Consider the following 24,428-nt stretch of genomic DNA (forward strand, 5'->3'; position numbering starts at 1 on the left):
AGGCGACCTCAACTGGCGGGCGGCGACAACGGCCACTACCCGTCCTCCTGGTACAGCAAGGCCAAGAAACCGGTGAGGCCACCCACGCAGACGGGCAACCACGCCGCAGCGATGGGGTGCATCAGCTCAGCCTTGCTCAAATCTTCAGTTACTTTCGAGAGAACGTAGAGCAGAAAGCCCGCACCCACGCCACTCAAAACCATCTTCTGCACGCCGCCCATCCGGAAGAAGCGCAGGCTCACGGAAGCGGCCAACATCACCATTGCAGCCAGCAAAAATGGCTGTGCGATGAGCTTGTGGTACTGCAGGCGGTAGCCTGCCGTCGCAAAACCCGAACTCTCGGACGAGCGGATGTAGCTCGGGAGTTGCCAAAATGACACAGTTTCCGGGGTGGAAAAGCTGTTGCGGACCTGAGCCTGGGTGAGGGTGGTCGTGATGTAGAACGTGTCTTCCTCAACCGGCGGTGAGTCCAGCGAGAATCGGCGCGCCGATTTGAACACCCAGCGGCCCTCCTCCAGGGTCGCCTCGCGGGCCTCGATTCGTTCCTTGAACTCCAATTTGGTGTCGAAGCGGAACACCGTGAGGCCGGTCAGGCGGACGCCCTGCTGCTCGCTGCGCGCCGCGTTGATGATCCATTGGCCTTCGTTGTTGACCTGATTGAGCCAGAAGCCGGAGGCGTCCTGGATGCCGCCGCCGGGAGCGGAGCCGAACAGCTCGGCCTCCATCCGCTTGGACAATTCGCGCAAGGTCGCCGACATCGGGTTGTAGGCGACGGTGGCGAGAACGCCGAGCACGATCGAGCTCGCCAGCGCCGGTGCGATGAACTGCCAGGCCGACACGCCGGCCGCCCGCGCGACCACGAGCTCGAGCCGCCGCGACAGCGCGAGATAGCAGGTCATCGCGCCGATCAACACGCAGAACGGCATCATCTTTTCCAGGAGCTGCGGTACGCGGAACAGCGACGTCTGCGCCACCGTGATGGCGGATGCCGAGGCAAGTCCCGACGTCTTGCGCACCATCTCGATGTAGTCGACCAGCACCAGGAGCAGGAAGATCGACGCAAACACGCCCACCGCCGCGACCACGAAGCGGCCGGCGAAGTATCGCCCGAGCGTATTGGTCATCATGCTCATGCGGTGGCGGGCCTCCCAACGAGGCGCGTCATGCGTTCGACGGTCCTGTTGATCGCCTCGATCAGCGGCGCCGGCGCATCGATCACGTAGCCGCGCACGATGATGAACATGCCCACCGCGATCGCCGCCACCATCATCAGGTACTGCGCCAGCGCCGCCGACGGCGTCTTCACGGTCATGACCGAGCAGGCAAACCCGGCCATGCGCAGGCCGAACACCGCCAGCACCGCGCTCGTGATGGCGAAGCCGCGGCTCTGCCGCGTGGTGCGCGGCGTGCCGAGGAAGGCGAACGTCAGCACGGAGAAGGCGAAGGGATAGATCGGCGCGAGGAAGCGGTCGTGCAGCTCGGCGCGGAATTGACCGCCGAGCTGCTTGAACACGGGATCGTCCGCCGCGGGCGACAGCAATTCCCACAGATAGCGTTCGCGAATTCCGAGCGAAGTATCGCGGCTGCGGTTGGAGAACTGCGACATGTCGAAGGCGTAGCGGCCGAATGCGACCAGCGCGGGATCGCGTTTTCCCGCTTCGAAGCGCTCGAGGTTGCCGTCCTCGAGCACGAGGAAGGAGCCGTTCTCGTTGCGCAGGATGGTGCCGTGATCGGCGATGATGGTGACGCGCTCCTTGGGGTCGCGGCGATCGTCAACGAAGATGCCGGCAAGGACGCCGCCGGGCTGGCGCTCGCGAATCCGGATGGTGAGGTTCTGGTCGAGCTGGGCGAAGCGGCCCGGCTGCAGGATGTTGGTGAGCACGTCGGCGGTGATCTCGGCGTCCCACTGCTTGATCCTTCGCAGGCCGTCGGGGGCGAGATAGGAAGCGATGAACGCGACGATCAGCGACACCACACAGGTCGCGTAGAGGAACGGCAGGAACAGCCGCAGCGGCGAAAAGCCCGCGGCGTTCATCACGATGATTTCGGAATCGGTGGCCAGCTTGTTCAGCGTGTGCGAGATCGAGATCATCAGGGCGATCGGCGAGATGATCAGGATCAGCGCCGGGATGACGAGGCCGGTGATGCCGAGGAAGGTCAGGATGGTCTGGCCCTGGCTCGTCATCAGGTCGATGCCGCGCAGCGCCTGGGTAATCCAGATCACGCCGGTGAGGCTGACCAGGACCACCGCAAACGACGCCAGCGTCGTGCGGAATATATACCTGTCGATCGACCCCATCACCTAGGCACGTCCCCACCTCGCAGCCGAACGCACGGCGTCAACCATCCCGAATTCCGGGTTCCCCAATGGTCGCGCCGCGCACCGTCCAGCCGGCTTACTCTCTCACTACCATCCCGTTGATCTGTCAACAAAATGGCCGAGGGAAGGCACCCCGTTTCCGGATGGTAAATAAATCGCTTGACGTGGCCTGCCGGCCACGGTGGCGCTTGGCAGCGCCTTGCGCGGCAGGCCATAGTGCCGGCGTGCGCCCGGCGAATGCCCGTCGGCCGCCGAAGGCGGCATTTTGCGGCCCTTTCCGGCGGGTTTTTCGACCCGGCGACAACCCTGATCTGGAGGATTTACCTATGTCCGACGCCGTCAAGGTCGGCTTCGTTCCGTTGTCCACAGCCGCGCGCGGCGTCCTCGTCGCCTTTTGCGACGAATCGCTCAAGTTCGGCCCTGCCACGCGCAAGGCGCTGGGGGAGGCCGCCGGAACCGTCAAGCGGGCGGCGGCTGCCAACCAGTTCAAGGGCAAGAGCGCATCGTTGCTCGACATCCCGGCGCCCGAGGGAATCAAGATTCAGCGCTTGATCGTGGTCGGGACCGGCAAGGGATCCGGCCTCAAGGAGACCGATTTCCTCAAGTTCGGCGGGCTCATAGCAAGCAAGCTCAATGCTGCCAGCGACCACGTCACGGTGCTGGCCGAGCTGGCCGAGGGTGCCATGACCACGGAGCAGGCGGCGGCGGTGACTTCGGGCGTGCGGCTGCGGGCCTACAAGTTCACCCGCTACAAGACCAAGAAGAAGGACGGCGAGGATTCGACCCTGCGCGCCGAGGTTTCGATTGCGGTCGATGACGTCGGCGCGGCGCGGAAAGGCTACGCGCCGCAAGCCCACATCGTCGACGGCGTGATCATTGCGCGCGAGCTCGTCAACGAGCCGCCGAACGTGCTGTTTCCCGAAGAATTCGCCCGCCGCGCCTCGCAGCTGAAGAAGCTCGGCGTCGATGTCGAGGTGCTCGACGTCAAGGCGATGACCAGGCTCGGCATGGGCGCGCTGCTCGGTGTCGCGCAGGGCTCGGCGCGGCCCGGCCGCACCGTGGTCATGCGCTGGAACGGCGGCAAGCGCGGCGATCAGCCGGTCGCCTTCGTCGGCAAGGGCGTCTGCTTCGACACCGGCGGCATCTCCATCAAGGGCGCGGCCAGCATGGAGGACATGAAGGGCGACATGGGGGGAGCGGCCTGCGTGGTCGGTCTCATGCATGCGCTCGCTGCGCGCAAGGCCAAGGTCAACGCGATCGGCGCCATCGGCCTCGTCGAGAACATGCCCGACGGCAATGCGCAGCGCCCCGGCGATATCGTCACCTCGATGTCGGGCCAGACCATCGAGATCATCAACACCGACGCCGAAGGCAGGCTCGTGCTGGCCGACGTGCTCTGGTACGTGGCGAAGAAGTTCAAGCCGAAGTTCATGGTCGACCTTGCCACGCTGACCGGTGCTATCATGGTCGCGCTCGGCACCGAGCATGCCGGCATGTTCTCCAACAATGACGAGCTTGCCGAACGCATCGGCAAGGCGGGCGAGGCGACCGGCGAAAAGGTCTGGCGCATGCCGCTCGGTCCCGAATACGACAAGCTGATCGATTCGCAGTTCGCCGACATGAAGAACACCGGCGGCCGCCATGGCGGCTCGATCACCGCGGCGCAGTTCCTGCAGCGTTTCGTCGACGGCACGCCGTGGGCGCATCTCGACATCGCCGGCACCGCGATGGGGGCGCCGAAGTCCGACATCAATCACAGCTGGGGGTCCGGCTACGGCGTTCGTCTGCTGGAGCGGCTGGTCGCGGAGCATTACGAAGCGAAGAAATGACCGAGATCCTGTTCTATCACCTGCAGAGCATGTCGATCGAAAACGTGCTGCCGTCGCTGCTCGAGAAATCGCTGGAGCGCGGCTGGCGGGTCGTGGTGCAGTCGACCTCGCATGAGCGCGCCGAGGCGCTGGATGCGCACTTATGGACCTATAGCGACGATTCCTTCCTGCCGCACGCCACTGCCCGTGCCGGCGATGCGCAGGATCAGCCGATCGTCCTGTCGGTCGAGGACGACAATCCGAACGGGGCCAGCGTCCGCTTCCTGATCGACAACGCCGCACTGCCCACCGATACCGACCGTTATGAGCGGGTGGTGCTGGTGTTCAATGGCGACGATGTCGAAGCGCTGGACGCCGCGCGGCAGGCCTGGAAAGACTGCAAGGCGAGGGGCTTCGACGTGACCTACTGGCAGGCCGATGAACGCGGCCGCTGGCAGCGCCGGGAATAGCCGGAATAGGAATTCGGGCAATTAATGATATTCTGCGGTTTACGGCGACGGCCTTGCCGGTAGCCATGGTCGTGCCGCAAAGTGATGTTCGGACAAGAGCTTAATGGGTCGGGATAGCCGGTCCGGGGGAACCAGCTTCAACGTGCGCAACGGAAGACTTTGCCGGAACGGCCTGATCGCGCTGCTGGCGCTTGCCCCCGCTTTGGCGGGCTGCAACAGCTCGCTCGACCAGTTCCAGTCGGAATTCCTGTCCAAGGATGCGCAATGGTTTCAGCGCTCCGGGCGCCTGTTCATCCGCAATATCTCGATCGACTCGCCGCCCTTGACGCCCGAAAAGCCGGTGACTGCTGAAGAACTCGTCAGCGCCGACGGCGCCGGCCCGGGCATGGCGCCGCCCGCCATGGCGCGGGCCGACACGGCGGCGGGCGCGCCGCCGCCGGTCGGCGGTACGGTGGCGCTGCTGCATACCGAGTGCGACGTCATTCGCGGCATCGGCGCGCCCGACAGCGTCGACATTTCGACCGCCCCGGGCGGCGGCCGGATGGCGGTCGTGACGTATCTGCGCGGGGCTCGCGCCGGCATCTACACCTTCACCGGCGGGCGCCTGACTTCCGTCGAGGCCGCACCGGAGCAGCCGGCGCAACCCAAGGCCGCCAAGCCGAAGGCCAGGAAGAAACCGGCCTGACCGTTTTCGTCTGGAGCGCGATCGTGCTTGGTTGAATCGGCTGTCCGGCAGACTCGGTTCAGTTCAACCTAATCTCATCACGCTTTCAGCCCGCCGCCTGTTCGAGCAGGGAGCTCGCCTCCAGCCACTCTTCTTCCGCGCGCTGCAAGGCTTCGGCCGCGCTCGCACGCGCTTTTGCGAGTTGCGCCGCCTGTTTCGGATCGCGGGTGAAGAGGTCGGGCAGTGCAAGCGCGGCGTCGATCTTCTCGATGATGCCGCCGATGCGCGCGACCTCGGCTTCCGCGTTTGCCACCTTCTGCTTCAGCGGGATTCGCTTTTCGCCGCGATTGCGCTGCGGCTTTTCGCGTTCCTCGACGCTGCGCTCCCGCGCCCCATCCGCCTTGCGGTCGGCCGAGAGCACGAGGCGCCGGTAGTCTTCGAGGTCGCCGTCATAGCTCGCCACTGTGCCGTTCGCGACCACCCAGAGCCGCTCGGCGCAGGCCTCGATCAGGTAGCGATCGTGCGAGACCATGATGACGGCGCCATCGAAGTCGTTGACGGCTTCGGCGAGCGCCGCGCGGCTGTCGATGTCGAGATGGTTGGTCGGCTCGTCCAGGATGATCATGTTGGGGGCGTGGAAGGTCGCGAGGCCCAGCAGCAGGCGCGCCTTCTCGCCGCCGGAGAGGCTTTTCACCAGCGTATCGGCGGCCTTGCCGGAAAAGCCGATGGCGCCCGCGCGTGCGCGGATTTTCGATTCCGGGGCGTCTGCCATCAGCCGCCGGATATGGTCGTAGGTGGAGCCCTCGAGATCGAGCTCGTCGAGCTGATGCTGGGCGAAATAGCCGACCGACAGCTTGTCGGCGCGGGTGACCTGGCCGGAGAAAGGCGCGAGCTTGCCGGCGATGAGCTTGACCAGCGTCGACTTGCCGTTGCCGTTGGCGCCGAGCAGCGCGATGCGGTCATCGGTGTCGATGCGCAGGGTGACGCGGCCCAGCACGGGCTTGCCGGGTTCGTAGCCGACCGCGACATTGTCGAGCGCGAGGATCGGAGGCGAAAGCATCTTTTCCGGCTTGGGAAAGCCGATCTCGTGCACGTCCTGCGTGACCAGCGCGGTCACCGGCTTCATCCGCTCCAGCATCTTGACGCGCGATTGCGCCTGCCGCGCCTTGGAGGCCTTGGCCTTGAAGCGGTCGACGAAGGCTTGCAGCCGCTTGCGCTCGTCGGCCTGCCGCCTGGCCTGCTTGGCGTCGAGGATTTCCTTCGCCGCGCGCTGCTCCTCGAAGGAGGAGTAGGTGCCCTTGTAGAGTGTGAGCTTGCCGCGATCGAGGTGCAGGATCTGGTCGACCGAGGTGTCGAGCAAATCGCGGTCGTGGCTGATCACGATCACGGTGCGCGGATAGTTGGCGAGGTGATCTTCCAGCCACAGCGTGCCTTCGAGGTCGAGATAGTTGGTCGGCTCGTCGAGCAGCAGCAGGTCGGGCGCGGCAAACAGCGTCGCGGCGAGCGCCACGCGCATGCGCCAGCCGCCCGAGAACTCCTGGCAGGGCCGCGCCTGATCGGCCGTCGAGAATCCCAGACCGGACAGAATGGCGGCGGCGCGGGCAGGGGCCGAGTGCGCGTCGATGTCGACCAGCCGGGTCTGGATCTCCGCGATCCGGTGCGGATCGTGCGCGGCCTCCGCCTCGGAGAGCAGCGCGTCGCGTTCGATATCGGCCTCGAGCACGGTGTCGATCAGGCTCTGCGGTCCGTCGGGCGCTTCCTGGGCGAGGCTGCCGATGCGCCAGCGCGGCGGCAGCGCGATGGTGCCGCTCTCGGTCGGCACCTCGCCGCGTATCGCGCCGAACAGCGTCGACTTGCCGACCCCGTTGCGGCCGACAAAGCCGACCCGCGCTCCGGGCGTGATCTGCACGGAACCGTGGTCGATCAGGAGACGCCCGGCGATACGGACGGAGATGTCGGTGAGGGTCAGCATGCGGCCTTGTCACCGGAGCCGCAGGCAAACGCAACCTGTTTATGGCCGAAAAGCCGTTCAGGTTTGGTCAGGGCCGGCCGCGGAGGTCGCGCCGGCGCAGCTCGTCGAGCAAATGCTTCAAGTGGTCCGAAAGCGCGGTCTCGGGCTTCATGTTTTGCTGAAGGCGTTCCCCGATGGCGTCGCAAATCGACCTTGAGGTCCTGTGATCGATCTTCTCCTGGTCGTCATCCCATTTGGCAATCATCGCGAGTCTCCACGTCGCTCTCCCTGAAGTTGAAGGTTCGCGGTTTCATGCAAACTCAAGTCACGACCGCGCGAATTGTTTCCGCCTGCAGAGCGCCATGCAGCCGGTCCCGCGGCAATTGTTCGAATGGTTCCATCGCCGTCAAAAAAAAGCCCCGGCACGTGGCCGGGGCTTCGCACTCGACGGAGCCGTCGAATCAACGGCAGCGATTGACCAGCCGCCACTGCGCGCCCCAGGGGGTGGCGACCAGGCGCCGAACGTAGCAGCCGCCATAGGCATGGCTGCGGTAGTAGGCGGGACCGCCGATCACGACGCGGGGGCCGCCCCAGCGGTGCCAGCCGCCGTGCCCGTCGCCGTGCCCGCCGCCAAAGGCGGAGGCTGAGGTCGGCGCCAGGGCGGCCGCGCCGAGCGTGGCCGCGGCGATGGCGACAAGCGAGAGTTTGCGTAACATTGGTCCACTCCTTCGAAAGCTGGCGCAGCCAGTGCCGCGCGCTAAATTCGTCGTCCCGCGACAGCTCGGGCCGGGTTGGCCCAAAATGTCCGATTGGTCGATAGGCTATGCTTATCAGGCTGAACGGCGCCGGCACGGCTGTGTCAGAAGCGGTTCATCACGGTGAAATCGTCGTAACCCGGTTCATTCCGGGCGCGTCACCGGGTCGCTTGCCCAAGGCGGGGGCCGCCGATATAAGCCGGCAAACTCCCGTGGCATCCCAAGGAAACATTATGGCGACCGAACGCACTTTTTCGATCATCAAGCCCGACGCGACTGCGCGCAATCTCACCGGCGCGGTCAACGCCGTGATCGAGAAGGCGGGCCTGCGTGTCGTGGCGCAGAAGCGTATCCGCATGACCCGCGAGGAGGCCGAAACCTTCTATGCCGTGCACAAGGCGCGGCCGTTCTTCGGCGAGCTCGTCGAGTTCATGACCTCCGGTCCGGTCGTGGTACAGGTGCTGGAGGGCGAGGGCGCGATCGCCAGATATCGCGACGTGATGGGGGCGACCGATCCGTCGAAGGCGGCGGAAGGCACCATCCGCAAGCTGCATGCGAAGTCGATCGGCGAGAATTCGGTGCACGGTTCCGACGCGCCGGAGACTGCGGCGATCGAGATCGCGCAGTTCTTCTCCGGTAACGAAATCGTCGGCTGACCGGGCCGGCATCGATCCGAAGGCCGTATCAGACGGCCGTTCAACTCAAGGAGAGGGGCGCGCTTTGGACTGGCTGTTGCAGATTTTCGATCCGGCGAACATCGGCGCGTTCTTCTCCCAGTTCAAGAACGAGATGGCGACCGGCGCTTTCTGGGTCGCTCTCGGCAAGATCATGTGGATCAACATCCTGTTGTCCGGCGACAACGCGCTGGTGATCGCGCTCGCCTGCCGCGGTCTCGAGCCCAAGCAGCGCTTCTGGGGCATGATCCTCGGCGCCGGCGCCGCCGTGCTGCTGCGCATCATCTTCACCTTCATCGTCGTGACGTTGATGGCGCTGCCGTATCTCAAGCTGATCGGCGGATTGGCGCTGCTGGTGATCGCGGCCAAATTGCTGGTTCCCGAAGGCGAGGACGAAGAGGGAGTCGAATCGGCCTCGCATCTGTGGGCAGCGGTGCAGGTCGTCGTGGTCGCCGACATCGTGATGAGCCTCGACAACGTGATTGCGGTCGCCGCCGCCGCGCAAGGCAGCGTGCCGCTCCTGGTCATCGGTCTTGCGGTCTCAATTCCGCTGATCGTGGCCGGCGCAGCGCTCATCATGGCGCTGCTGACGCGCCTGCCGATCCTGGTCTGGGCCGGTGCGGCGCTGCTCGGCTGGATCGCGGGCGACGTGATGGCGACCGATCCGGCGATCGCGCCCCAGCTCAACGCGCTGTTCTCCGGTCCAGTCGGCAACAAGCTGGATTCGATCCTTGCCACGCTCCGTCTCGCTCACGGCCACAGCGCCGAGTTCGTGATGGCCGTGCTCGGTGTCGTGGTCGTGCTGGTGGCCGGCGGCATCTGGCGCAAGCGCGCGCTGGCAAAGATGGCCCATCCGGAAACGGCGATCTAGCGCCGCACGATCGATCCGGAGCGGCCGACCAGCCGCGCAAGCTGCTTGAAGCGGCTGCCGACGCGGTCGGCGACGAGATCGACCATCTGGTGCTCGAACACCAGCATCAGATTGCGGCCGCGGCTGCGGAAATGGGTGGCGGGCAGCACGCCGGGCCGCGCTGCCGAGATCAGATGGGCGACGCGGAAGGCTGCACCCAACAGCCGCGCGCGTTCGTCCATCGCCGGCGGCAGCAGGTCGCGGATGGTTTCCGGCGGCTCGTTCTGCTCGGAGAGGCCGGCGTAGCGGTAGAACACGGCGAGCGCGACGAAGGCGCGGCCCTGGTGGCTGATCGAACCGAAATTGCCGTTGGTGATCAGGCTCAGCGTTTCCTCGCCGCGATGATCCGGATGCACCCGCCATCCGATGTCCGATAGAAGGCAGGCCGCGTGGCGCAGCCGGCGATCTTCCGCGGTCTCGCGCAGATGGATGACCCGCACCAGCCGGTCGGTCCAGGCGATCAGCTCCTCGGCATGGCGCGCCGAGCGCGACAGCAGGCGGTTGAGGTTCTGCGCGGCGCAGATCAGGCCGTCATCGGCGCGATCCTGCGGCGGCAGCATCTCGTAGAACAGGCCTTCGCGCACGCCGAAGGTGGAGAACACGATGGTTTTGGGCCTGGCGACCCGGATGACGTATTCGAGCACCAGCGCGGCATAGGTGAGCAGCGGCCGCCGCGCGTCGGACACCACCTCGATATCGGCGAGCCGGTTGGAGGCCGCCAGCCGGCGCAGCCGCTGCGCGAAATCGAGCGCGTCGGGTGCGGGAATCGAATAGCCGTGCATCACCTTGAGCGGGTAGCCGCTCTGCACGATGTGGATGCGCGCCAGCGCGCGCCAGGTGCCGCCGACCGCATAGAAGGTGCGGCCGCGGCCGCCCTTGAGCAGCTCGACGCCGGAAATTGCGCTACGGACGATGTTCTCGGCGCGCTTCAGCGATCTGTGCGAGGAGTCCTGGAGGGCGAGGCTACCGAGCGGCAGCGTCACGCCGTTACGCACGCGGTTGCCTCGCACGTCGATCAGTTCGACCGAGCCGCCGCCGAGATCGCCGACGATGCCGTCGGGATTGTGGATGCCGGAAATGACGCCGAGCGCCGACAGTTTTGCCTCGCGCGGGCCGGAGAGAATTTCGATCGGCACGCTGCAAATGCGCTCGGCCCTGGCGATAAACTCGGCGCCATTGGTGGCGTCGCGGCAGGCTGCGGTGGCGATCGCGTGGACTCGGCCGACCTTCTGGATGCGGCACAAGGCGCGGAAGCGGCGCAGCGAAGTCAGCGCCTTGGCCACCGCATCGGGGGCGAGCAGGCCGGTGCTCTGCACCTCACGCCCGAGACCGCAAAGCGCCTTCTCGTTGAAGACCGGGACGAGGCTGCGGCTTAGCTGCTCATAGACGACGAGGCGCACCGAGTTCGAGCCGATGTCGATGACGGCGACGCTGGAAGCGCGCTTGCGCGGCCGCTTCACGGCCACAGCTCCTTAAGGGGATTGCTGACGCTCGGTGCGGCGGGTGAGCCGGCGCGGCGAAGATTCCTTGAGCGACTTTCCACGGCCGGACAGACTCGGATTCGTCATGAAATAGTTGTGCAGGTTGAAGGGCTCTTCGCCTTTCGCGGCCTTCATACGCGTTGACGACCCGTCCGGCAACAACTGCCAGCTCTGCTCGGTATCCTTCAGGTTGGCGACCATGATCTGCTCGAGAACCTGCTGATGCACCGTGGGATTTTGCAGCGGGCAGAGCACCTCGACGCGGCGGTCGAGGTTTCGCGGCATCATGTCGGCCGACGAGATATACACAGCCGCCTTGGCGCCGGGCAGGCCCTGACCCATACCAAAGCAGTAGATGCGGCCATGTTCGAGGAAGCGCCCGATCACCGACTTGACGCGGATGTTGTCCGAAAGGCCGGGAAGGCCGGGCCGCAGGCAGCAGATGCCGCGCACCACGAGCTCGACCGGCACGCCGGCCTGCGAAGCCTGGTACAGCGCGTCGATGATGTCGGGGTCGACCAGCGAGTTCATCTTCATCCAGATCGCGGCCGGTCTGCCGTGCTTGGCGTGATTGGTCTCGCCGCGGATATGTTCGAGGATGCGCTCGCGCAGCGTCAGCGGCGAGACCGCCATCTTCTCGATGTCGATCGGCTCGGCGTAGCCGGTGATGTAGTTGAACACCCGCGCTGCGTCGCGCCCGATCGCGGCATCCGACGTGAAGTAGGACAGGTCGGTGTAGATGCGGGCGGTGACCGGGTGATAGTTGCCAGTGCCGGTATGCACATAGGTGGTGAGATTGCCGCCTTCGCGGCGTACCACCATCGACAGCTTGGCGTGGGTCTTCAGCTCGATGAAGCCGTAGACCACCTGCACGCCGGCGCGTTCGAGGTCGCGCGCCCAGCGGATGTTGGCCTCCTCGTCGAACCGCGCCTTCAGCTCGATCAGCGCGGTGACGGACTTGCCGGCTTCGGCGGCTTCCGCTAGTGCGCGCACGATCGGCGAATTGTTCGAGGTGCGGTACAGCGTCTGCTTGATCGCGACCACGTCGGGATCGCGCGTCGCCTGCTGCAGGAACTGCACGACGACGTCGAACGACTCGTAGGGGTGATGGACGATCAAATCCTTCTGCCGGATGGCGGCAAAGATATCGCCGCCATGGTCGCGCACACGCTCGGGATGACGCGGCACGTAAGGCGGGAATTCCAGATCGGGCCGGTCGAGCCTGGTGAGCTGCGACAGCTCGTTCATCGCCAGCACGCCGTCGACCAGGAACACCTCGTCGTCGGCGGCCGACAAAGCCTGCTGTACGAACAGGCGCAGCTCTTCCGGCATCTTGGCGTCGATCTCGAGCCGGATCACCGACCCGCGGCGGCGGCGCTTCAGCGCCGTCTCGAAGGTGCGGACGAGGTCTTCCGCTTCTTCCTCGATTTCGATTTCGGAGTCTCTGACGATGCGGAACGCGCCCTGGCCCTTCACGGTATAACCGGGGAACAGGCGGCCGATGAACAGCGACGTGGCCTGCTCCAGCGAGATCAGCCGCACTTGGCCTTCCTTGGCCGCGGGCATGCGGATGAAGCGGTCGATCTTGCCGGGCATGCGGATCAGCGCGTTCATCGGCTTGCCGTCGGCGCTGCGCACCAGCTGCAGCGCGACGGTGAAGCCGAGGCTCGGGATGAACGGGAAGGGATGCGCGGGGTCGATCGCGAGAGGGGTCAGCAGCGGGAAGATGTTGTGGAGGAAATGGTCCTCGACCCACGTCCGCTCGGTCTTGGTGACGTCGCGGCCATCGACCAGTACGATGCCGACTTCTGCGAGCGTGTGATGTAGCTCCGCCCAGATCGCCTGCTGATCCTTGGCGAGCTTCGACACCGTCTCGTCGACGAGGCGGAGCTGCTCCAGCGGCGTGCGCCCGTCGGGGCTGCGTTCGGTGATGCCCTCACGGACCTGCGCCTTGATGCCGGCGACACGGACCATGAAGAACTCATCAAGGTTATTGGCGGAAATCGACAGGAACCTGACCCGCTCCAGCGCCGGGTGACCCGGATTGACCGCCTCCTCGAGCACCCGGCGGTTGAAATGCAGCCAGGAAAGCTCGCGGTTGATGAACCGTTCCGGGCTCGCAGCGATCGACGGGGGCGTCTGGACCTCCGGTTCTTTCTCTTTAGTTACAATGGTTTCTGCGGAGTCCATCAGATTCGATCCGAGCTTGGGAACGGTGCGCCGCAATATGGGGGACACGTCCCCCGGACCATGTGATATTGCGATGACGTTTAGATGACATTGACGTTCCGACCGCGCATGCCGTCAAGGCGCGGATTGCCCCATCGTCAGGCGTTGCGCAGCAGCTCCGCCGCCAGCGCCCGGGTCACCGGCCGGCCGAGCCGCAGGGCCTCGCTGTCCAGCAGGTCGATCGCCCGGCGGGCTGCGCCATAGGACCGCTCGATCCGGCTGGCGAGATAGCCAACCAGGCTTTCATCGACGGCGAGCTGGCGGTCGGCGCAAAACTTGACGATCAGGGCGCGGAACAACAGATCGTCGGGAGCAGCCAGCATCACGACGGGCACCGCGCGCAGCCGCGAACGCAGGTCGCGCAATTCGATTTCCAATGCCGACGGCGCGACGCGCCCGGTCATGAGCACGAAGGCCGCGTCTTCCCGCGCCAGGTTCATCAGGTGAAACAGCGCGCGCTCGTCGAATCCGCCCGCCTTCAAATCTTCCACAACCAGCGCGCCGGTGGCGAGTGCGTTGGGCACGGAGGCCGCGGCGAGCGCATGCGCCGAGATGGTTCGCGCGCCGGATTGTTCCGCCCAGATCGAGGCGAGGTGGCTTTTGCCGGAGCCTTCCTCGCCCGAAAGCCACATGATGCGGTTGGGCCAGTCCGGCCAGCGCTCGATCAGCGCGAGCGCAGCTTCGTTGGCGGGCCCTTCGAGGAAATTGTCGCGCGTCAGGCTTTCCGCATGCGGCAGCACAAACGCAAGCTGTCGGGGTTGAACGCTACCTGCCACGCGGTCGCTCCATGCCGGAATACCGGCAGTGCCTATTTGGGCGCTTCGATCGTGCTCATGTGCCGCACCCACTCCACGAGATAGAGCGAGACGGAAACCAAAGTAAAGACCGTGACGAATCCCATCAGGATCACGTCGTAGGGTGCGCTTGGACGATCGAAGGCGAGCGATCCCAAGATCAGCGCCGCGAACGCAACCTGCGCGACCGTATTGAGCTTCGACACCATCGAGGGCTTCATGGGCACGGGCTTGTCGAACAGCCAGGACACGATCACCGCCGCCACGATCATGATGTCGCGCGACACCACCAGGATGACGATCCAGCGCGGCACCGCGCCCCAGATGCCGAGCGCGACAAAGATCGAAACCAGCAGAGCCTTGTCGGCGAGCGGGTCGAGCAGCGCGCCGAGCTCGCTCGCCATATTGAAGCGCTTGGCCAGAAAGCCGTCGACGGCATCGCTGACGCCGGCAACGACGAACACCGCGAACGCGATCGCCATCTGGTTCGAGGCGATGGCCCAAACGATAACCGGCACCAGGATGATGCGGCCCAGGGTGATGATGTTCGGAATATTCAACGCGGAGCTTCCCGGCTACCGGCCGGGTGACCCCCGGGCGGGAGCCAACCGGCTGTTATCTACATAGTACATCGGCCTGACGCTTGCGAGCCATTGCACCGGGCCTGAATCCGACGTAACCAGCCGCCAACACTCGGGAAATGGCATGGCGGACCGCAAGAACGGGCTCACTTACGCGGATTCGGGCGTCGACATCGACGCCGGCAACCGGCTGGTCGATCTGATCAAGCCGATGGTCCGCGCCACCGCCCGCGCTGGCGCCGATGCCGAGATTGGCGGCTTCGGCGGGCTGTTCGATCTGAAGGCTGCCGGCTTCAAGGACCCGGTGCTGGTCGCCGCCACCGACGGCGTCGGGACCAAGGTCAAGATCGCGATCGACACGGGACTGCATGGCGGAATCGGCATCGATCTGGTCGCGATGTCGGTCAACGACCTCGTCGTGCAGGGGGCCGAGCCGCTGTTCTTCCTCGACTATTTTGCCTGCGGCAAGCTCGATCCGGAAGCGACCGCCTCGATCGTCGCCGGCGTTGCGGAAGGATGCCGGGAAAGCGGCTGCGCGCTGATCGGCGGCGAGACCGCGGAAATGCCGGGTCTCTACAAGGATGGCGACTACGACCTGGCGGGCTTTGCCGTCGGCGCCGCCGAGCGCGGCACGCTGTTGCCGCGGCCCGACATCGCCGCGGGCGATGCGGTGATCGGCCTTGCTTCTTCCGGCGTGCATTCCAACGGCTTTTCGCTGGTGCGCAAGATCGTCGAGAATTCCAAGATCGCCTGGGACGCGCCGGCGCCGTTCTCGCCGGTGATGACGCTGGGCGGCGCGCTGCTGACGCCGACGAAGCTATACGTCAGATCCTGCCTGCGTGCGATCCGCGAGACCGGCGCGGTGAAGGGGCTTGCCCACATCACCGGCGGCGGCTTCACCGACAACATCCCGCGCGTGCTGCCAAAGCACCTCGGCGTCGGCATCGATCTGGCGCGGCTGCCGGTGCTGCCGGTCTTCAAATGGCTGGCGGCGCAGGGCGGCATAGCCGAGCTGGAACTGCTGCGCACCTTCAACTGCGGCATCGGCATGATCGCGATCGTCAAGCCCGACGCCGTGGAGAAGGTCGTCGAGGTCTTCGCCGAGAGCGGAGAAACCGTGGCGCAACTCGGCGAAGTGATCGAGGCCAAAGGCGAGCATCGCGTGGTCTATAGCGGTCATCTCGATCTGGCGCCGTGATGAAACGCCGCGTCGCCATCCTGATCTCGGGACGCGGATCGAACATGGCCGCGCTGATCGAGGCCGCCAGCGCTGGGGATTTTCCCGCCGAGATCGCCGTGGTGATCTCCAACCGTGCCGATGCGGCAGGACTGGAACGGGCGAAGGCGAGCGGGATCGCGATCGAGATCATCGAGAGCAAGCCGTTCGGCAAGGACCGCGCCGCGTTCGAGACGACGCTCGAGGCGAAGCTCGGGCAGTATCGCATCGACCTGATTTGCCTGGGCGGCTTCATGCGCCTGTTCACCGCCGAATTCGTGCAGCGCTGGTACGGCCGGATGCTCAACATCCATCCTTCGCTGCTGCCGTCGTTTCCCGGCCTCGATCCGCACGGTCAGGCGCTCAAGGCCGGCGTGAAGATTTCCGGCGCAACCGTGCACTTCGTGATCCCGGAGACTGACGCCGGTCCCATTGTGATTCAGGGCGCGGTGCCCGTGCGAGACGATGACACGGCGGAGGCGCTGTCGCAGCGCATCCTCACCGTCGAGCATCGCATCTATCCGGAGGCGCTGCGGCTGCTCGCGAGCGGCAGGCTCAGGCTGGAAGGCGAGCACTGCCGGATCGCGGGTGGGGCGGCAAGCAGCGACCCCCTGATCTCGCCACTGGCGAAGTGACGGCTTCCCACAAAAGGAAATCCCTCGGCAAAGCCGAGGGATCATCAGAACCTGCGCGGATCGTGATAGTTAGGAGACCTTGAGGTTTTCCGCGGACTGTTTGCCGCGGTTTTCGACAAGGTCGTACTCAACCGTCTGGTTTTCATTGAGGGTGGTGAGCCCGGCACGCTCCACGGCGGAGATGTGGACGAACACGTCCCGATCGCCACCCTGAGGCTTGATGAACCCATAACCCTTGGCCGGGTTGAACCATTTCACGGTGCCTTTGAAGTTCGGCATCGCCAGTCTCCTGATCTGGACGAAAAAAGACGCGGTCACGTTTCCCAACGTGCCACGCCACAAACGGCTTCCGGGTGTTGTCTTGTATTTCGAAGTCGCGAAAACGCACAGTCGAGCGGCCTAGATCCGATTGTAAGGACAATTGCAACACGAAACCCGCGCATAAGCAAGCACATGGCCGGCTGTTCCAAACCGCCGTATCGCCTGAACAACCTGTGGCAGACGCACCACAATGCCTGCCATTCGGGTCGCAGAGGGGCTCCCAAGATTGACGCCTCCGGCGAACTGGGGGCAAATCGGCCGCGGAACGGCAGGAATCCGGCGTCGCTCAGGCCGGCGCGTCCGGTAGGAATGGAATTGATGCACTGCGCATTGCGGCCTTCGCAAGCAGGGTGGACCGGGGCCGGCCGCGGAGTGGCCCGGGTCATTGCGGTCGCCTTTGCGTTGCTCGTGGGGGCGATGTCGTCGGCGGAGGCTCAACTGGTGCCGACGCCCGCGCCCACACCCACGCCGGGAATCACCATCGTCAGCTCCGACATTTCTGCCGGTCAGGCCGCGACCAATCTCGGCAGCAATTTCCTCGAGCGCCTCGCCAATCAGGCAACCAATGGCTCCGACCGTATCGGGCGAAACAATCCCTGGGGCGGCGGCGCATCCGAAGCGGCGGAAGCGCCAAAGTTTCGCGCCTGGGTCGAGGGCTACGGCATCTCGTCCAGGACCGACGTGCAAGGCGATTTTGCCGGCGATCGCCGCACCACCAGGGGCGGCGTCGTGGGCCTCGGTGCTACTCTGGCGCCCGGCGTCAATGTCGGCTTCTCCGCGGATTACAGCCGCAGCAAGATCGACGTCCCGCTCGCGTTTCAGTGGGCCACGCTCGACCTGACGCAGGTGGGCGGGAGCCTTTCCATCGACAAGGGACCGTGGACGTTTGCCGGCGCGATCGTGCACGGCTTCGGCCAGATCAATTCGAACCGCGATACCGGTTTCGGCATTGCCACCGCCAACTACGGCGCTCTCGTCAACGGGGCGCTGGGCGAGGTGAATTATTACTGGACGAAGGACCAGTTCCGCATCGTTCCGAAACTCGGGATCGAATATGTGCGTTCCTCAACGGGCGCATTCACCGAACAGGGCACGAACTTCTTCCTGGTGACGGCGACCGGAGCATCGGCCGATCGGGCCCGCGTGCTCGCGGGCGCCGAGGTCGGACATTACTGGATCTTCGATCGGACTATTCTTGATCTCTCGGCCTATGGAAAGTTCATCGATAATTTCCATCAGGGATTCAGCGCAGTGACTGTCAGCATCCCGGGCTTCCAGCCCGTCAGCGTGCAAGGCATCGGCGAAAGCCGCTATGGAGCGGATGCGGGCGCGGCGGCCTCACTCAGCCTGACGAACAATTTCCGCCTCTACGCCAGGTATGACGGCAAGTTCCGCGAGCACTTCGAATCTCACCAGGGCACGGCGGGCCTCGAAGTGAGGTGGTAGCGGGCGCTGATCATGCGCTACCGGGCCCGGTCGCCGCATAGCCGCGCAGGCCAAAATTCTCCCTCGTTTCCTTCATCATCGGCACCAACTCGTTCGGGTGGATGAATTCGTCGCGGAAGCAGGGATGGATCGTTGGATCGAAGATCTTCCTGAGCCAGTCGATGACGATCTTGTGGCGCTCGGAGCTGCGGAACTCCTTGTGGTAGGTGATCCAGAGGTCGGTGTGATGGCTGACGCCCATGTCGACGGGGACTAGCGGCGCGCCGAGCGCGATCGATGCCGTCGGCAGGAAGCCGACGCCGGCACCGCGCTCGACCGCATACAATACGCCGATCGAGGAGTTGGTCTTGATGCCGACCACGCCTTCCAGCGAGGTGAGGCCGAGGACGCGCGCATAGGCGGTGTCGTCGACCTGCGGCGCATTCTGCTTGATGATGCGATGGTCCTTCAGCTCCGCCAGCGAGGCCGGCACGCCGAACAGCTTGCGGTAGCCTTCCGACACGAACGGGTAGATGTGGAGGCGGCCGATCCGCGCCGCGATCAGGTCCGGATTGGCGGGCCGCTCGAACTGGATCGCAATGTCGGTTTCCAGCCGCGCGACGTCGGCCTGCTCCATGGTGCAACGCAGGTCGACCGTGATCCTGCGATAGGTCTTCTGGAAATCGATCAGCCGCGGCAGGATCCAGAAATTGCCCGGCCCTTCGGTGACCGCGACCCGTACCGTTCCCGCGGTGCTGCCGGACGAACGCTGCGCATGGCGAAAGATGTTGAAGGCATGCCGCTCCATTTCCGTCAGATCGGCGATCATCGCGAGGCCTTCCTCGCTGATCGTCAGTCCGCTCTGGTCGCGCAGGAACAGCCGGCATCCGATCCGTTCCTCGAGCCGGTCGATCCGCCGCATCAGCGTGGTGCTGGTCACGCCGAGGAGGTCGGCTGCGTTGCGGAAGCTCCTGTGACGTGCGCAGGCCAGAAACGACTTCAGGTCATCCCAGGATGCGTCCAGGGCGTCTTCGGATCCGCGCTGCGTGGACGCAGCACCCCGGTGCAATACTTGCTGCATACCCCAAATCCCCGCACGCGTACGTTGCTCAACGAGGGCTGGAGCAACGATAGAGGCGCAACCTGGTCATGGAAAGGCCCTGTTTTACCGCGCGGCACGAATTCGATTCCCTGCCGGCCACCGCCAAGGTCGAGGTCCGGCCGGCGGCCTACGTAGAAATACCGGCCATATCCGCGATGGCGCGCAGCATGGTGCCCGGGGTTCAAGTCGGGGAACAGGGCTTGCTGCGGCATCACCTCCACGACCGCGAAAGCATCCTTGTCTTCGCGAAGCAGGGCCGCCTGCTCGGCGGCATGGCGTTCCTCTATCTCGGCGCTCGCGGCCATGAAGCGCTGATGTCGGGCGAACTGACGCCGACGCATCCGGATTTCGATCTGCTGGCCAAGCGCGATGAGCAGGTCGCCGCCATCTACATCTGGGGAATGGGTGCAATCGGCCGCGGCCTCGCCGGGCTCGGCAAGATGTCGGCCTTTCTGCGCCAGCCGCGCTACGCCAATGCGAACTGCTTTGCTCAACCGTCGACCGCCGCCGGCCGCGATCTGATGATCGCGACGGGCTTTCGGCCGATCGCGAGTTTTCAACCGGATCTCTGGTGCTACGAACGGCCGTGGAAACGGCTGCCGGTGGATACCTGCGGATTCAATTTGTCACGAGGGAGCATTTCCGATGCACGGCACCAGACCGCCTAAGCCGCCCGCACGCGCCATTTCCGTTCGACTCGCGCGCGATCCCAACGACCTCATGACGGTGACCGCAATCCGCTCGGCGGTCTATCTTGCCGAGCAGGATTGCCCGATCGAGGAAGAGTTCGACGGCAACGATCTCTGTGCGGCGCACTTCCTCGGCTATATCGGCAATGAGCCGGCGGGATGCCTGCGCGTCCGCTTCTTCGGCGAGTTCGCCAAGATCGAGCGGCTCGCGGTTCGCCACCAGTTTCGCCGCACCCGCGTCTCGTTCAAGCTGGTGCAGGCCGCCGTCGACTACATCAAGCGCAAGGGATTCAAGAAGATTTACGGCCTCGCGCAGGACAGGCTGGTCAATTTCTGGGCGCATTTCGGCGGCCGGCCGCTCGAGGGCGGGCGCAAGGTCACGTTCTCGGATTTCTCCTATACCGAGATGGTATTCGACATCGAGCCGGGTCCCGACGCGATCACGCTCCAGAGCGATCCCTATGTGATCATCCGCCCCGAGGGCGACTGGGACCGGCCGGGCGTGCTGGATTTGTCGGCCGAGCGCGAGGTGACGTCGCCCTTGCGCAATCTGGCCGGGGCATGATTCCGGGCGCCCCGGCGCTGAACCCAGCGGATCCGCCGATCCTTGTCTGCGCCGACCTGCAGGTCCAGCATCTGTGCGGCCACGGCAGTGCGGGCGACGCAGTTGCGCGCTGCCTGGCGCTGCTCGAATTGTGGCGGGCGCAGTGGTGGCCGGTGCTGCACCTGAAGCGGATCGCGCAGGCCGCATGGTTCGATCGGGGCTCCCAGCTCACCGAATGGGCCGCCGAGTTCCGGCCGCAGCCGGGCGAGATGGTGTTCGAGCATCCGCTGCCGTCGGCCTACAGCTCCTCGCGCTTTGCCGACTACATGGCGAGCATGCGGAGCGTTCATTGCCTGGTGGCGGGATGTTCCCTCGACGAAACCATATTGGCGACCGTCATCGAAGGATATCATCGCGGTCACCGCTTCTGCGTGGCCGGTGACGCCGTGACCTGCGCGCATTCGGCCGCTGATGGTGCCGAAGAGCATTGCGCATCGATGCTGCGGGCGATCGGCAAATTCGCATGCATCGAGCGTGGCGTCGACCTGATCGAGGCGGCAGCGAGCGAGGCCTGACGCGCCGGTGTCAGTGCTGCCGGTCGACCCTGACGACGCGTCCTTTTTCGATCGCCAGCGCCAGCTTGCCATGCTTCAGCGACAAGGCCGCTTCGCCGAACAGCTCACGGCGCCAGCCGTGCAGGGCGGCGACCTCGGCCTGGTCGTCGGCCGCGATCTGCTCGAGGTCGTCGACGGTGGCGATCACCTTGCTTGCCACCGCATGCCGCTCCGAAGTCATGCGCAGCAGCACCTTCAGGAGCTCGACGATCGCAGCGCCGTTGGAATTGTTGCGCGGCTTTTCCAGCTTCGGCAGGGAGTGCGGATCGCGGGCGAGGCCGCGCTGCACGGCGGCGATGATGTCGCCGCCCCATTTCGAGCGGTCGAAGCCTTTCGGCAGCGAGCGCAGGTTGGCTAGCCTTTCGATCGATGTCGGGGCGTGGGTGACGATGTCGCCGATCGCATCGTCCTTCAGCACGCGGCTGCGCGGCACGTCGCGGCTCTGCGCCTCCTTTTCGCGCCAGGCCGCGACCTCCATCAGGATCGCCAGCTCTTTCGGCTTGCGCACCCGCGTCTTCAGCCGCTCCCACGCCCGTTCGGGGTGGAAGTCGTAGGTGCGCGGCGAGGTCAGAACCTCCATCTCTTCGCTGACCCAATTGTTGCGGCCGCGCTTGCGCAAGTCGTCATCGAGCCTGGCGAAGACGTCGCGCAGATGGGTGACGTCGGAGACCGCGTAGTGCATCTGCTCCTTGCTGAGCGGACGGCGCGACCAGTCGGTGAAGCGATGCGTCTTGTCGGGCCGGTGCCCGGTCACGCGCTCGACCAGCTGGTCGTAGGCGATGCTGTCGCCATAGCCGAGCACCATGGCCGCCACTTGCGTGTCGAAGATCGGGTGCGGGATGATGCCGGCGAGGTGAAACACGATCTCGATGTCCTGCCGGGCCGCATGAAACACCTTCAGCACGGCCTCGTTGGACATCAGGTCGAAGAACGGCTTGAGGTCGATCCCCTCGGCCAAGGCGTCGATGACGACGGCCTCGTCGGGGCTCGCCATCTGCACGACGCAGAGCAGGGGGTAATAGGTCGACTCCCGCAGGAACTCGGTATCGACGGTGATGACGCGGTGTTTGGCGAGCCGCCCGCATGCGTCCGCGAGCTCCGAAGTCGTCGCAATCAGATGTTGATCCATGCACAGTCCATGACGCTCCCGGCGCTGCCGGCCGGTCCGTCAGCGGAACCCGCAGCGGGCGGGGCCGGACAGGCGGACCGAAAGGCAGCGCTGGAATTTGCCTTCCTGTGCCCAACGGTTTCCGAAGCGCGTGTCGGGACGCCCGAGGCGGGCTTCGGAAACCGGGGCACAGACCAACGCGTCGGCCGAAAGCGCTGATAAGTCAAGGGCCTTTGGGGAAATTTGTGAGGATTGCATGCGGTCCGGCCGGCTTTCTGCCCGGCCGGACCGAGGCATCGCGTCCGCCGATGGCGGCCGCAATGTTCGCGAGCGGATTGCTGTTGCGCGTGATCAGTAGTGGCGGACGTGCCTGGACGGGCGGCGTCCGGAAGGGACGGCCAGCACCGCAAGGCAAAGGGCGATCATCATCAGACCCATGAATTCGAAGGCAAGCGCGTCCATGGAAATTCCCCCAACAGCGTCGCTAGACTTGTCGGGGTCGCGTTGAGCGTTCCTTAATTTGCCGCCTTGGCCGAGGCGCGCGCGATTCGATGGTGCACGCTCCCTTAACAAGCGCGGTTAATGCTTCAGGTGCCGCAGAAGGTCTGCGTCACGCGCTGGTCCGCCTCGGGCGGCTCGGCATATGCCGCAAAGGCGGCCTGGTCTTCGAACGGCATCGACAGCACGGTCAGAAGCTCCTCGAAGGGGGCGTAATCGTCGTCCCGCATGGCCGCCTGGATCACGGCCTCGACGCGATGGTTGCGCGGAATGAAGGCCGGGTTGACCCGGTGCATCGCATCGCGCCGCTCCGCCGGCGCTTGCTGCTCAAGCGCGGTGCGCTGGCGCCATCGCGCGGCCCACTCGTCGAACATGGTGGGATCGATGAAGAGGCCGCGGACGTGTTCGTCATTGTCGGCATCAAGCGCGGCATCGCCGAGGCGGCGGAATGTGTTGGTGAAGTCCGCCTGGTTCCTGGTCATGGAGTCCAGAAGATCCTGCACCAATGCCTCGTCGCCGTCGCGTTGCGTGAACAGGCCGATCTTGGCGCGCAGACCCGCCTGATAGGCGGTGGTGAACTTGTCGGCGAATTCGCCGAGCGCAAATTGCGCCTGCTCGATGGCCTTGTCCTGTTCGTCGGAGAACAGCGGCAGCAGGCATTCGGCGAGCCGCGTCAGGTTCCACAGCGCGATGCGCGGCTGGTTGCCATAGGCGTAGCGGCCCATCTCGTCGATCGAGGAAAACACCGTCGCCGGATTGTATTCGTCCATGAAGGCACAGGGGCCGTAATCGATGGTCTCGCCTGAGATCGAGGTGTTGTCGGTGTTCATCACGCCGTGGATGAAGCCGACCAGCAGCCATCGGGCGACCAGATCGGCTTGCCGCGCAATCACGGCGTCCAGCAGCGCGTGGTAGGGACGGTCCACCCCGGCGAGCTCCGGATAGTGGCGGCCGATCACGTGGTCAGCAAGATGGCGTACGCCGTCGGTATCGCCGCGCGCGGCGAAGAACTGGAAGGTGCCGACGCGGATATGGCTTGCCGCAACGCGAGTCAGCACAGCGCCCGGCAGCACGGTCTCGCGTATTACGCCTTCGCCCGACATCACGGCGGCAAGGCAACGCGTGGTGGGGATACCGAGCTTGAACATAGCTTCGCTGACGACGTATTCGCGCAGGACCGGCCCGAGCGCCGCGCGCCCGTCGCCGCGGCGTGAGAACGGGGTCGGGCCGGAACCCTTGAGCTGGATGTCGCGGCGGATGCCGTCCCTGTCGATGACCTCGCCGAGCAGGATGGCGCGGCCGTCGCCGAGCTGCGGCACGAAATGGCCGAACTGGTGGCCGGCATAAGCCATGGCGATGGGTTCTGCGCCCTCGGGCAGGCGTTTTCCCGAGAGGATCTCGGCGCCCTCCGGCGTCGACAGCTGGTCCGGATCGAGCCCGAGCTGGATGGCAAGCTCCCGGTTCAGCTTGATCAGGCGAGGGGCCGCAACGGGGGTTGGCGCCACGCGGGCGAAGAAATTCGCCGGCAGGGCCGCGTAGGTATGCTCGAACGGGAAATGCAGCGTCATGGGCTGAAGATAGGCGCGGGAGGGGCCTTTTTCGAGCCCAAAACAGGCCCCTCATTCGGTTGCCGCACCCC

The 24,428-nt window shown here is 65.3% G+C and carries 24 protein-coding genes; 11 read left to right on the forward strand and 13 right to left on the reverse strand.

From position 1 onward, the window contains the following. Positions 1–35: 35 nt before the first annotated feature. Both lptG and lptF read right to left on the reverse strand, forming a co-directional pair. Positions 36–1,133, reverse strand: a complete 1,098-nt coding sequence (gene lptG, locus ACT4OC_RS12680; RefSeq protein WP_444839337.1) for an LPS export ABC transporter permease LptG — start codon at positions 1,131–1,133, stop codon at positions 36–38. After that, on the reverse strand, positions 1,130–2,299 hold the full coding sequence (lptF, locus tag ACT4OC_RS12685; protein ID WP_444839398.1) for an LPS export ABC transporter permease LptF: 1,170 nt from the start codon (positions 2,297–2,299) through the stop codon (positions 1,130–1,132). Before lptF ends, lptG begins: the two co-directional genes overlap by 4 nt. A gap of 347 nt (positions 2,300–2,646) precedes the next feature. On the opposite strand from lptF, the gene ACT4OC_RS12690 reads away from it, so the two are divergent. The 3 genes from ACT4OC_RS12690 (at position 2,647) to ACT4OC_RS12700 (ending at position 5,283) form a co-directional block, all read left to right on the forward strand. After that, positions 2,647–4,149, forward strand: a complete 1,503-nt coding sequence (locus tag ACT4OC_RS12690) for a leucyl aminopeptidase (RefSeq protein ID WP_444839338.1) — start codon at positions 2,647–2,649, stop codon at positions 4,147–4,149. Then, positions 4,146–4,598 carry a DNA polymerase III subunit chi gene (locus tag ACT4OC_RS12695; RefSeq protein ID WP_444839339.1) on the forward strand — a complete coding sequence of 151 codons (453 nt, stop codon included), beginning with the start codon at positions 4,146–4,148 and terminating at the stop codon, positions 4,596–4,598. The genes ACT4OC_RS12690 and ACT4OC_RS12695 overlap by 4 nt, the downstream gene beginning before the upstream one ends. Positions 4,599–4,779: 181 nt before the next feature. Then, on the forward strand, positions 4,780–5,283 hold the full coding sequence (locus tag ACT4OC_RS12700) for a hypothetical protein (protein ID WP_444839399.1): 504 nt from the start codon (positions 4,780–4,782) through the stop codon (positions 5,281–5,283). 85 nt (positions 5,284–5,368) lie between these two features. On the opposite strand, the gene ACT4OC_RS12705 is transcribed toward ACT4OC_RS12700, so the two are convergent. The 3 genes from ACT4OC_RS12705 to ACT4OC_RS12715 all read right to left on the reverse strand — a co-directional run bounded on the left by ACT4OC_RS12705 (position 5,369) and on the right by ACT4OC_RS12715 (position 7,929). Further along, complete coding sequence (locus ACT4OC_RS12705; protein ID WP_444839340.1) at positions 5,369–7,234, reverse strand: ABC-F family ATP-binding cassette domain-containing protein; 1,866 nt, start codon at positions 7,232–7,234, stop codon at positions 5,369–5,371. Between the two features lie 67 nt (positions 7,235–7,301). Continuing rightward, a complete protein-coding gene (locus tag ACT4OC_RS12710; protein WP_444839341.1) occupies positions 7,302–7,478 on the reverse strand; it encodes a hypothetical protein in 177 nt (58 codons plus the stop codon). A 196-nt stretch (positions 7,479–7,674) separates the two neighbouring features. Then, on the reverse strand, positions 7,675–7,929 hold the full coding sequence (locus ACT4OC_RS12715; RefSeq protein ID WP_444839342.1) for a sulfur globule protein precursor: 255 nt from the start codon (positions 7,927–7,929) through the stop codon (positions 7,675–7,677). A 272-nt stretch (positions 7,930–8,201) separates the two neighbouring features. Between ACT4OC_RS12715 and ndk the strand changes: the two genes are divergently transcribed. Next, positions 8,202–8,624 carry a nucleoside-diphosphate kinase gene (gene ndk, locus ACT4OC_RS12720; protein WP_444839343.1) on the forward strand — a complete coding sequence of 141 codons (423 nt, stop codon included), beginning with the start codon at positions 8,202–8,204 and terminating at the stop codon, positions 8,622–8,624. 64 nt (positions 8,625–8,688) lie between these two features. Beyond that, the gene (locus tag ACT4OC_RS12725; protein ID WP_444839344.1) at positions 8,689–9,513 is read left to right on the forward strand and encodes a TerC family protein; all 825 of its coding nucleotides are present in this window, start codon (positions 8,689–8,691) and stop codon (positions 9,511–9,513) included. On the opposite strand, the gene ppx is transcribed toward ACT4OC_RS12725, so the two are convergent. The 4 genes from ppx to ACT4OC_RS12745 all read right to left on the reverse strand — a co-directional run bounded on the left by ppx (position 9,510) and on the right by ACT4OC_RS12745 (position 14,616). Beyond that, positions 9,510–11,012 (reverse strand): exopolyphosphatase, encoded by a 1,503-nt coding sequence (gene ppx, locus ACT4OC_RS12730; protein WP_444839345.1) that lies wholly within the window; start codon positions 11,010–11,012, stop codon positions 9,510–9,512. The two genes, ACT4OC_RS12725 and ppx, sit on opposite strands and share 4 nt — an antisense overlap. Before the next feature lie 12 nt (positions 11,013–11,024). Further along, on the reverse strand, positions 11,025–13,223 hold the full coding sequence (locus tag ACT4OC_RS12735; protein WP_444839346.1) for an RNA degradosome polyphosphate kinase: 2,199 nt from the start codon (positions 13,221–13,223) through the stop codon (positions 11,025–11,027). Between the two features lie 137 nt (positions 13,224–13,360). Next, positions 13,361–14,038, reverse strand: a complete 678-nt coding sequence (locus ACT4OC_RS12740) for a chromosomal replication initiator DnaA (RefSeq protein WP_444839347.1) — start codon at positions 14,036–14,038, stop codon at positions 13,361–13,363. 32 nt (positions 14,039–14,070) lie between these two features. Further along, a complete protein-coding gene (locus tag ACT4OC_RS12745; protein WP_444839348.1) occupies positions 14,071–14,616 on the reverse strand; it encodes a CDP-alcohol phosphatidyltransferase family protein in 546 nt (181 codons plus the stop codon). Between the two features lie 145 nt (positions 14,617–14,761). On the opposite strand from ACT4OC_RS12745, the gene purM reads away from it, so the two are divergent. Next, positions 14,762–15,835: a phosphoribosylformylglycinamidine cyclo-ligase gene (gene purM / locus ACT4OC_RS12750; RefSeq protein ID WP_444839349.1), complete on the forward strand. Its 1,074-nt coding sequence runs from the start codon at positions 14,762–14,764 to the stop codon at positions 15,833–15,835. Next, positions 15,835–16,488 carry a phosphoribosylglycinamide formyltransferase gene (gene purN, locus ACT4OC_RS12755; protein WP_444839350.1) on the forward strand — a complete coding sequence of 218 codons (654 nt, stop codon included), beginning with the start codon at positions 15,835–15,837 and terminating at the stop codon, positions 16,486–16,488. Before purM ends, purN begins: the two co-directional genes overlap by 1 nt. A 69-nt stretch (positions 16,489–16,557) precedes the next feature. Here purN and ACT4OC_RS12760 read toward each other — a convergent pair whose 3' ends face one another. Beyond that, positions 16,558–16,767 (reverse strand): cold-shock protein, encoded by a 210-nt coding sequence (locus tag ACT4OC_RS12760; RefSeq protein ID WP_444839351.1) that lies wholly within the window; start codon positions 16,765–16,767, stop codon positions 16,558–16,560. Positions 16,768–17,181: 414 nt separating this feature from the next. Between ACT4OC_RS12760 and ACT4OC_RS12765 the strand changes: the two genes are divergently transcribed. Further along, positions 17,182–18,255 carry an autotransporter outer membrane beta-barrel domain-containing protein gene (locus ACT4OC_RS12765; protein WP_444839352.1) on the forward strand — a complete coding sequence of 358 codons (1,074 nt, stop codon included), beginning with the start codon at positions 17,182–17,184 and terminating at the stop codon, positions 18,253–18,255. A 10-nt stretch (positions 18,256–18,265) separates the two neighbouring features. On the opposite strand, the gene ACT4OC_RS12770 is transcribed toward ACT4OC_RS12765, so the two are convergent. Then, the gene (locus ACT4OC_RS12770; RefSeq protein WP_444839353.1) at positions 18,266–19,315 is read right to left on the reverse strand and encodes a LysR family transcriptional regulator; all 1,050 of its coding nucleotides are present in this window, start codon (positions 19,313–19,315) and stop codon (positions 18,266–18,268) included. A 68-nt stretch (positions 19,316–19,383) separates the two neighbouring features. Between ACT4OC_RS12770 and ACT4OC_RS12775 the strand changes: the two genes are divergently transcribed. Genes ACT4OC_RS12775 through ACT4OC_RS12785 form a run of 3 tightly spaced genes read left to right on the forward strand, consistent with a single transcriptional unit; the run spans position 19,384 to position 21,144 of the window. Continuing rightward, a complete protein-coding gene (locus ACT4OC_RS12775) occupies positions 19,384–20,004 on the forward strand; it encodes a hypothetical protein (protein ID WP_444839354.1) in 621 nt (206 codons plus the stop codon). Beyond that, positions 19,982–20,590, forward strand: a complete 609-nt coding sequence (locus ACT4OC_RS12780; RefSeq protein WP_444839355.1) for a GNAT family N-acetyltransferase — start codon at positions 19,982–19,984, stop codon at positions 20,588–20,590. Before ACT4OC_RS12775 ends, ACT4OC_RS12780 begins: the two co-directional genes overlap by 23 nt. Further along, the gene (locus tag ACT4OC_RS12785; RefSeq protein ID WP_444839356.1) at positions 20,587–21,144 is read left to right on the forward strand and encodes an isochorismatase family protein; all 558 of its coding nucleotides are present in this window, start codon (positions 20,587–20,589) and stop codon (positions 21,142–21,144) included. The genes ACT4OC_RS12780 and ACT4OC_RS12785 overlap by 4 nt, the downstream gene beginning before the upstream one ends. A 10-nt stretch (positions 21,145–21,154) precedes the next feature. Here the strand turns inward: ACT4OC_RS12785 and rnd are convergent, their stop codons facing one another. Beyond that, positions 21,155–22,312, reverse strand: a complete 1,158-nt coding sequence (gene rnd, locus ACT4OC_RS12790) for a ribonuclease D (RefSeq protein WP_444839357.1) — start codon at positions 22,310–22,312, stop codon at positions 21,155–21,157. Between the two features lie 566 nt (positions 22,313–22,878). Then, entirely contained in the window at positions 22,879–24,357 is a 1,479-nt protein-coding gene (locus ACT4OC_RS12795; protein ID WP_444839358.1) for a protein adenylyltransferase SelO, read from the reverse strand. Positions 24,358–24,428 lie beyond the last annotated feature (71 nt).

Origin of the sequence: Bradyrhizobium sp., from assembly GCF_052389815.1 — a bacterium.
GTDB lineage: Bacteria > Pseudomonadota > Alphaproteobacteria > Rhizobiales > Xanthobacteraceae > Bradyrhizobium.

Bases quoted from the DNA above. Each gene is read 5' to 3' on its own strand.
- ACT4OC_RS12695 (WP_444839339.1), top strand. From the start codon at position 4,146: ATGACCGAGATCCTGTTCTATCACCTGCAGAGCATGTCGATCGAAAAC.
- ACT4OC_RS12705 (WP_444839340.1), bottom strand. From the start codon at position 7,234: ATGCTGACCCTCACCGACATCTCCGTCCGTATCGCCGGGCGTCTCCTG.
- ACT4OC_RS12690 (WP_444839338.1), top strand. From the start codon at position 2,647: ATGTCCGACGCCGTCAAGGTCGGCTTCGTTCCGTTGTCCACAGCCGCG.
- ACT4OC_RS12710 (WP_444839341.1), bottom strand. From the start codon at position 7,478: ATGATTGCCAAATGGGATGACGACCAGGAGAAGATCGATCACAGGACC.
- rnd (WP_444839357.1), bottom strand. From the start codon at position 22,312: ATGGATCAACATCTGATTGCGACGACTTCGGAGCTCGCGGACGCATGC.
- ACT4OC_RS12770 (WP_444839353.1), bottom strand. From the start codon at position 19,315: ATGCAGCAAGTATTGCACCGGGGTGCTGCGTCCACGCAGCGCGGATCC.
- ACT4OC_RS12780 (WP_444839355.1), top strand. From the start codon at position 19,982: ATGCACGGCACCAGACCGCCTAAGCCGCCCGCACGCGCCATTTCCGTT.
- ndk (WP_444839343.1), top strand. From the start codon at position 8,202: ATGGCGACCGAACGCACTTTTTCGATCATCAAGCCCGACGCGACTGCG.
- ACT4OC_RS12760 (WP_444839351.1), bottom strand. From the start codon at position 16,767: ATGCCGAACTTCAAAGGCACCGTGAAATGGTTCAACCCGGCCAAGGGT.
- ACT4OC_RS12735 (WP_444839346.1), bottom strand. From the start codon at position 13,223: ATGGACTCCGCAGAAACCATTGTAACTAAAGAGAAAGAACCGGAGGTC.
- ACT4OC_RS12795 (WP_444839358.1), bottom strand. From the start codon at position 24,357: ATGACGCTGCATTTCCCGTTCGAGCATACCTACGCGGCCCTGCCGGCG.
- ACT4OC_RS12785 (WP_444839356.1), top strand. From the start codon at position 20,587: ATGATTCCGGGCGCCCCGGCGCTGAACCCAGCGGATCCGCCGATCCTT.
- purN (WP_444839350.1), top strand. From the start codon at position 15,835: ATGAAACGCCGCGTCGCCATCCTGATCTCGGGACGCGGATCGAACATG.
- lptF (WP_444839398.1), bottom strand. From the start codon at position 2,299: ATGGGGTCGATCGACAGGTATATATTCCGCACGACGCTGGCGTCGTTT.
- lptG (WP_444839337.1), bottom strand. From the start codon at position 1,133: ATGAGCATGATGACCAATACGCTCGGGCGATACTTCGCCGGCCGCTTC.
- ACT4OC_RS12715 (WP_444839342.1), bottom strand. From the start codon at position 7,929: ATGTTACGCAAACTCTCGCTTGTCGCCATCGCCGCGGCCACGCTCGGC.
- ACT4OC_RS12775 (WP_444839354.1), top strand. From the start codon at position 19,384: ATGGAAAGGCCCTGTTTTACCGCGCGGCACGAATTCGATTCCCTGCCG.
- purM (WP_444839349.1), top strand. From the start codon at position 14,762: ATGGCGGACCGCAAGAACGGGCTCACTTACGCGGATTCGGGCGTCGAC.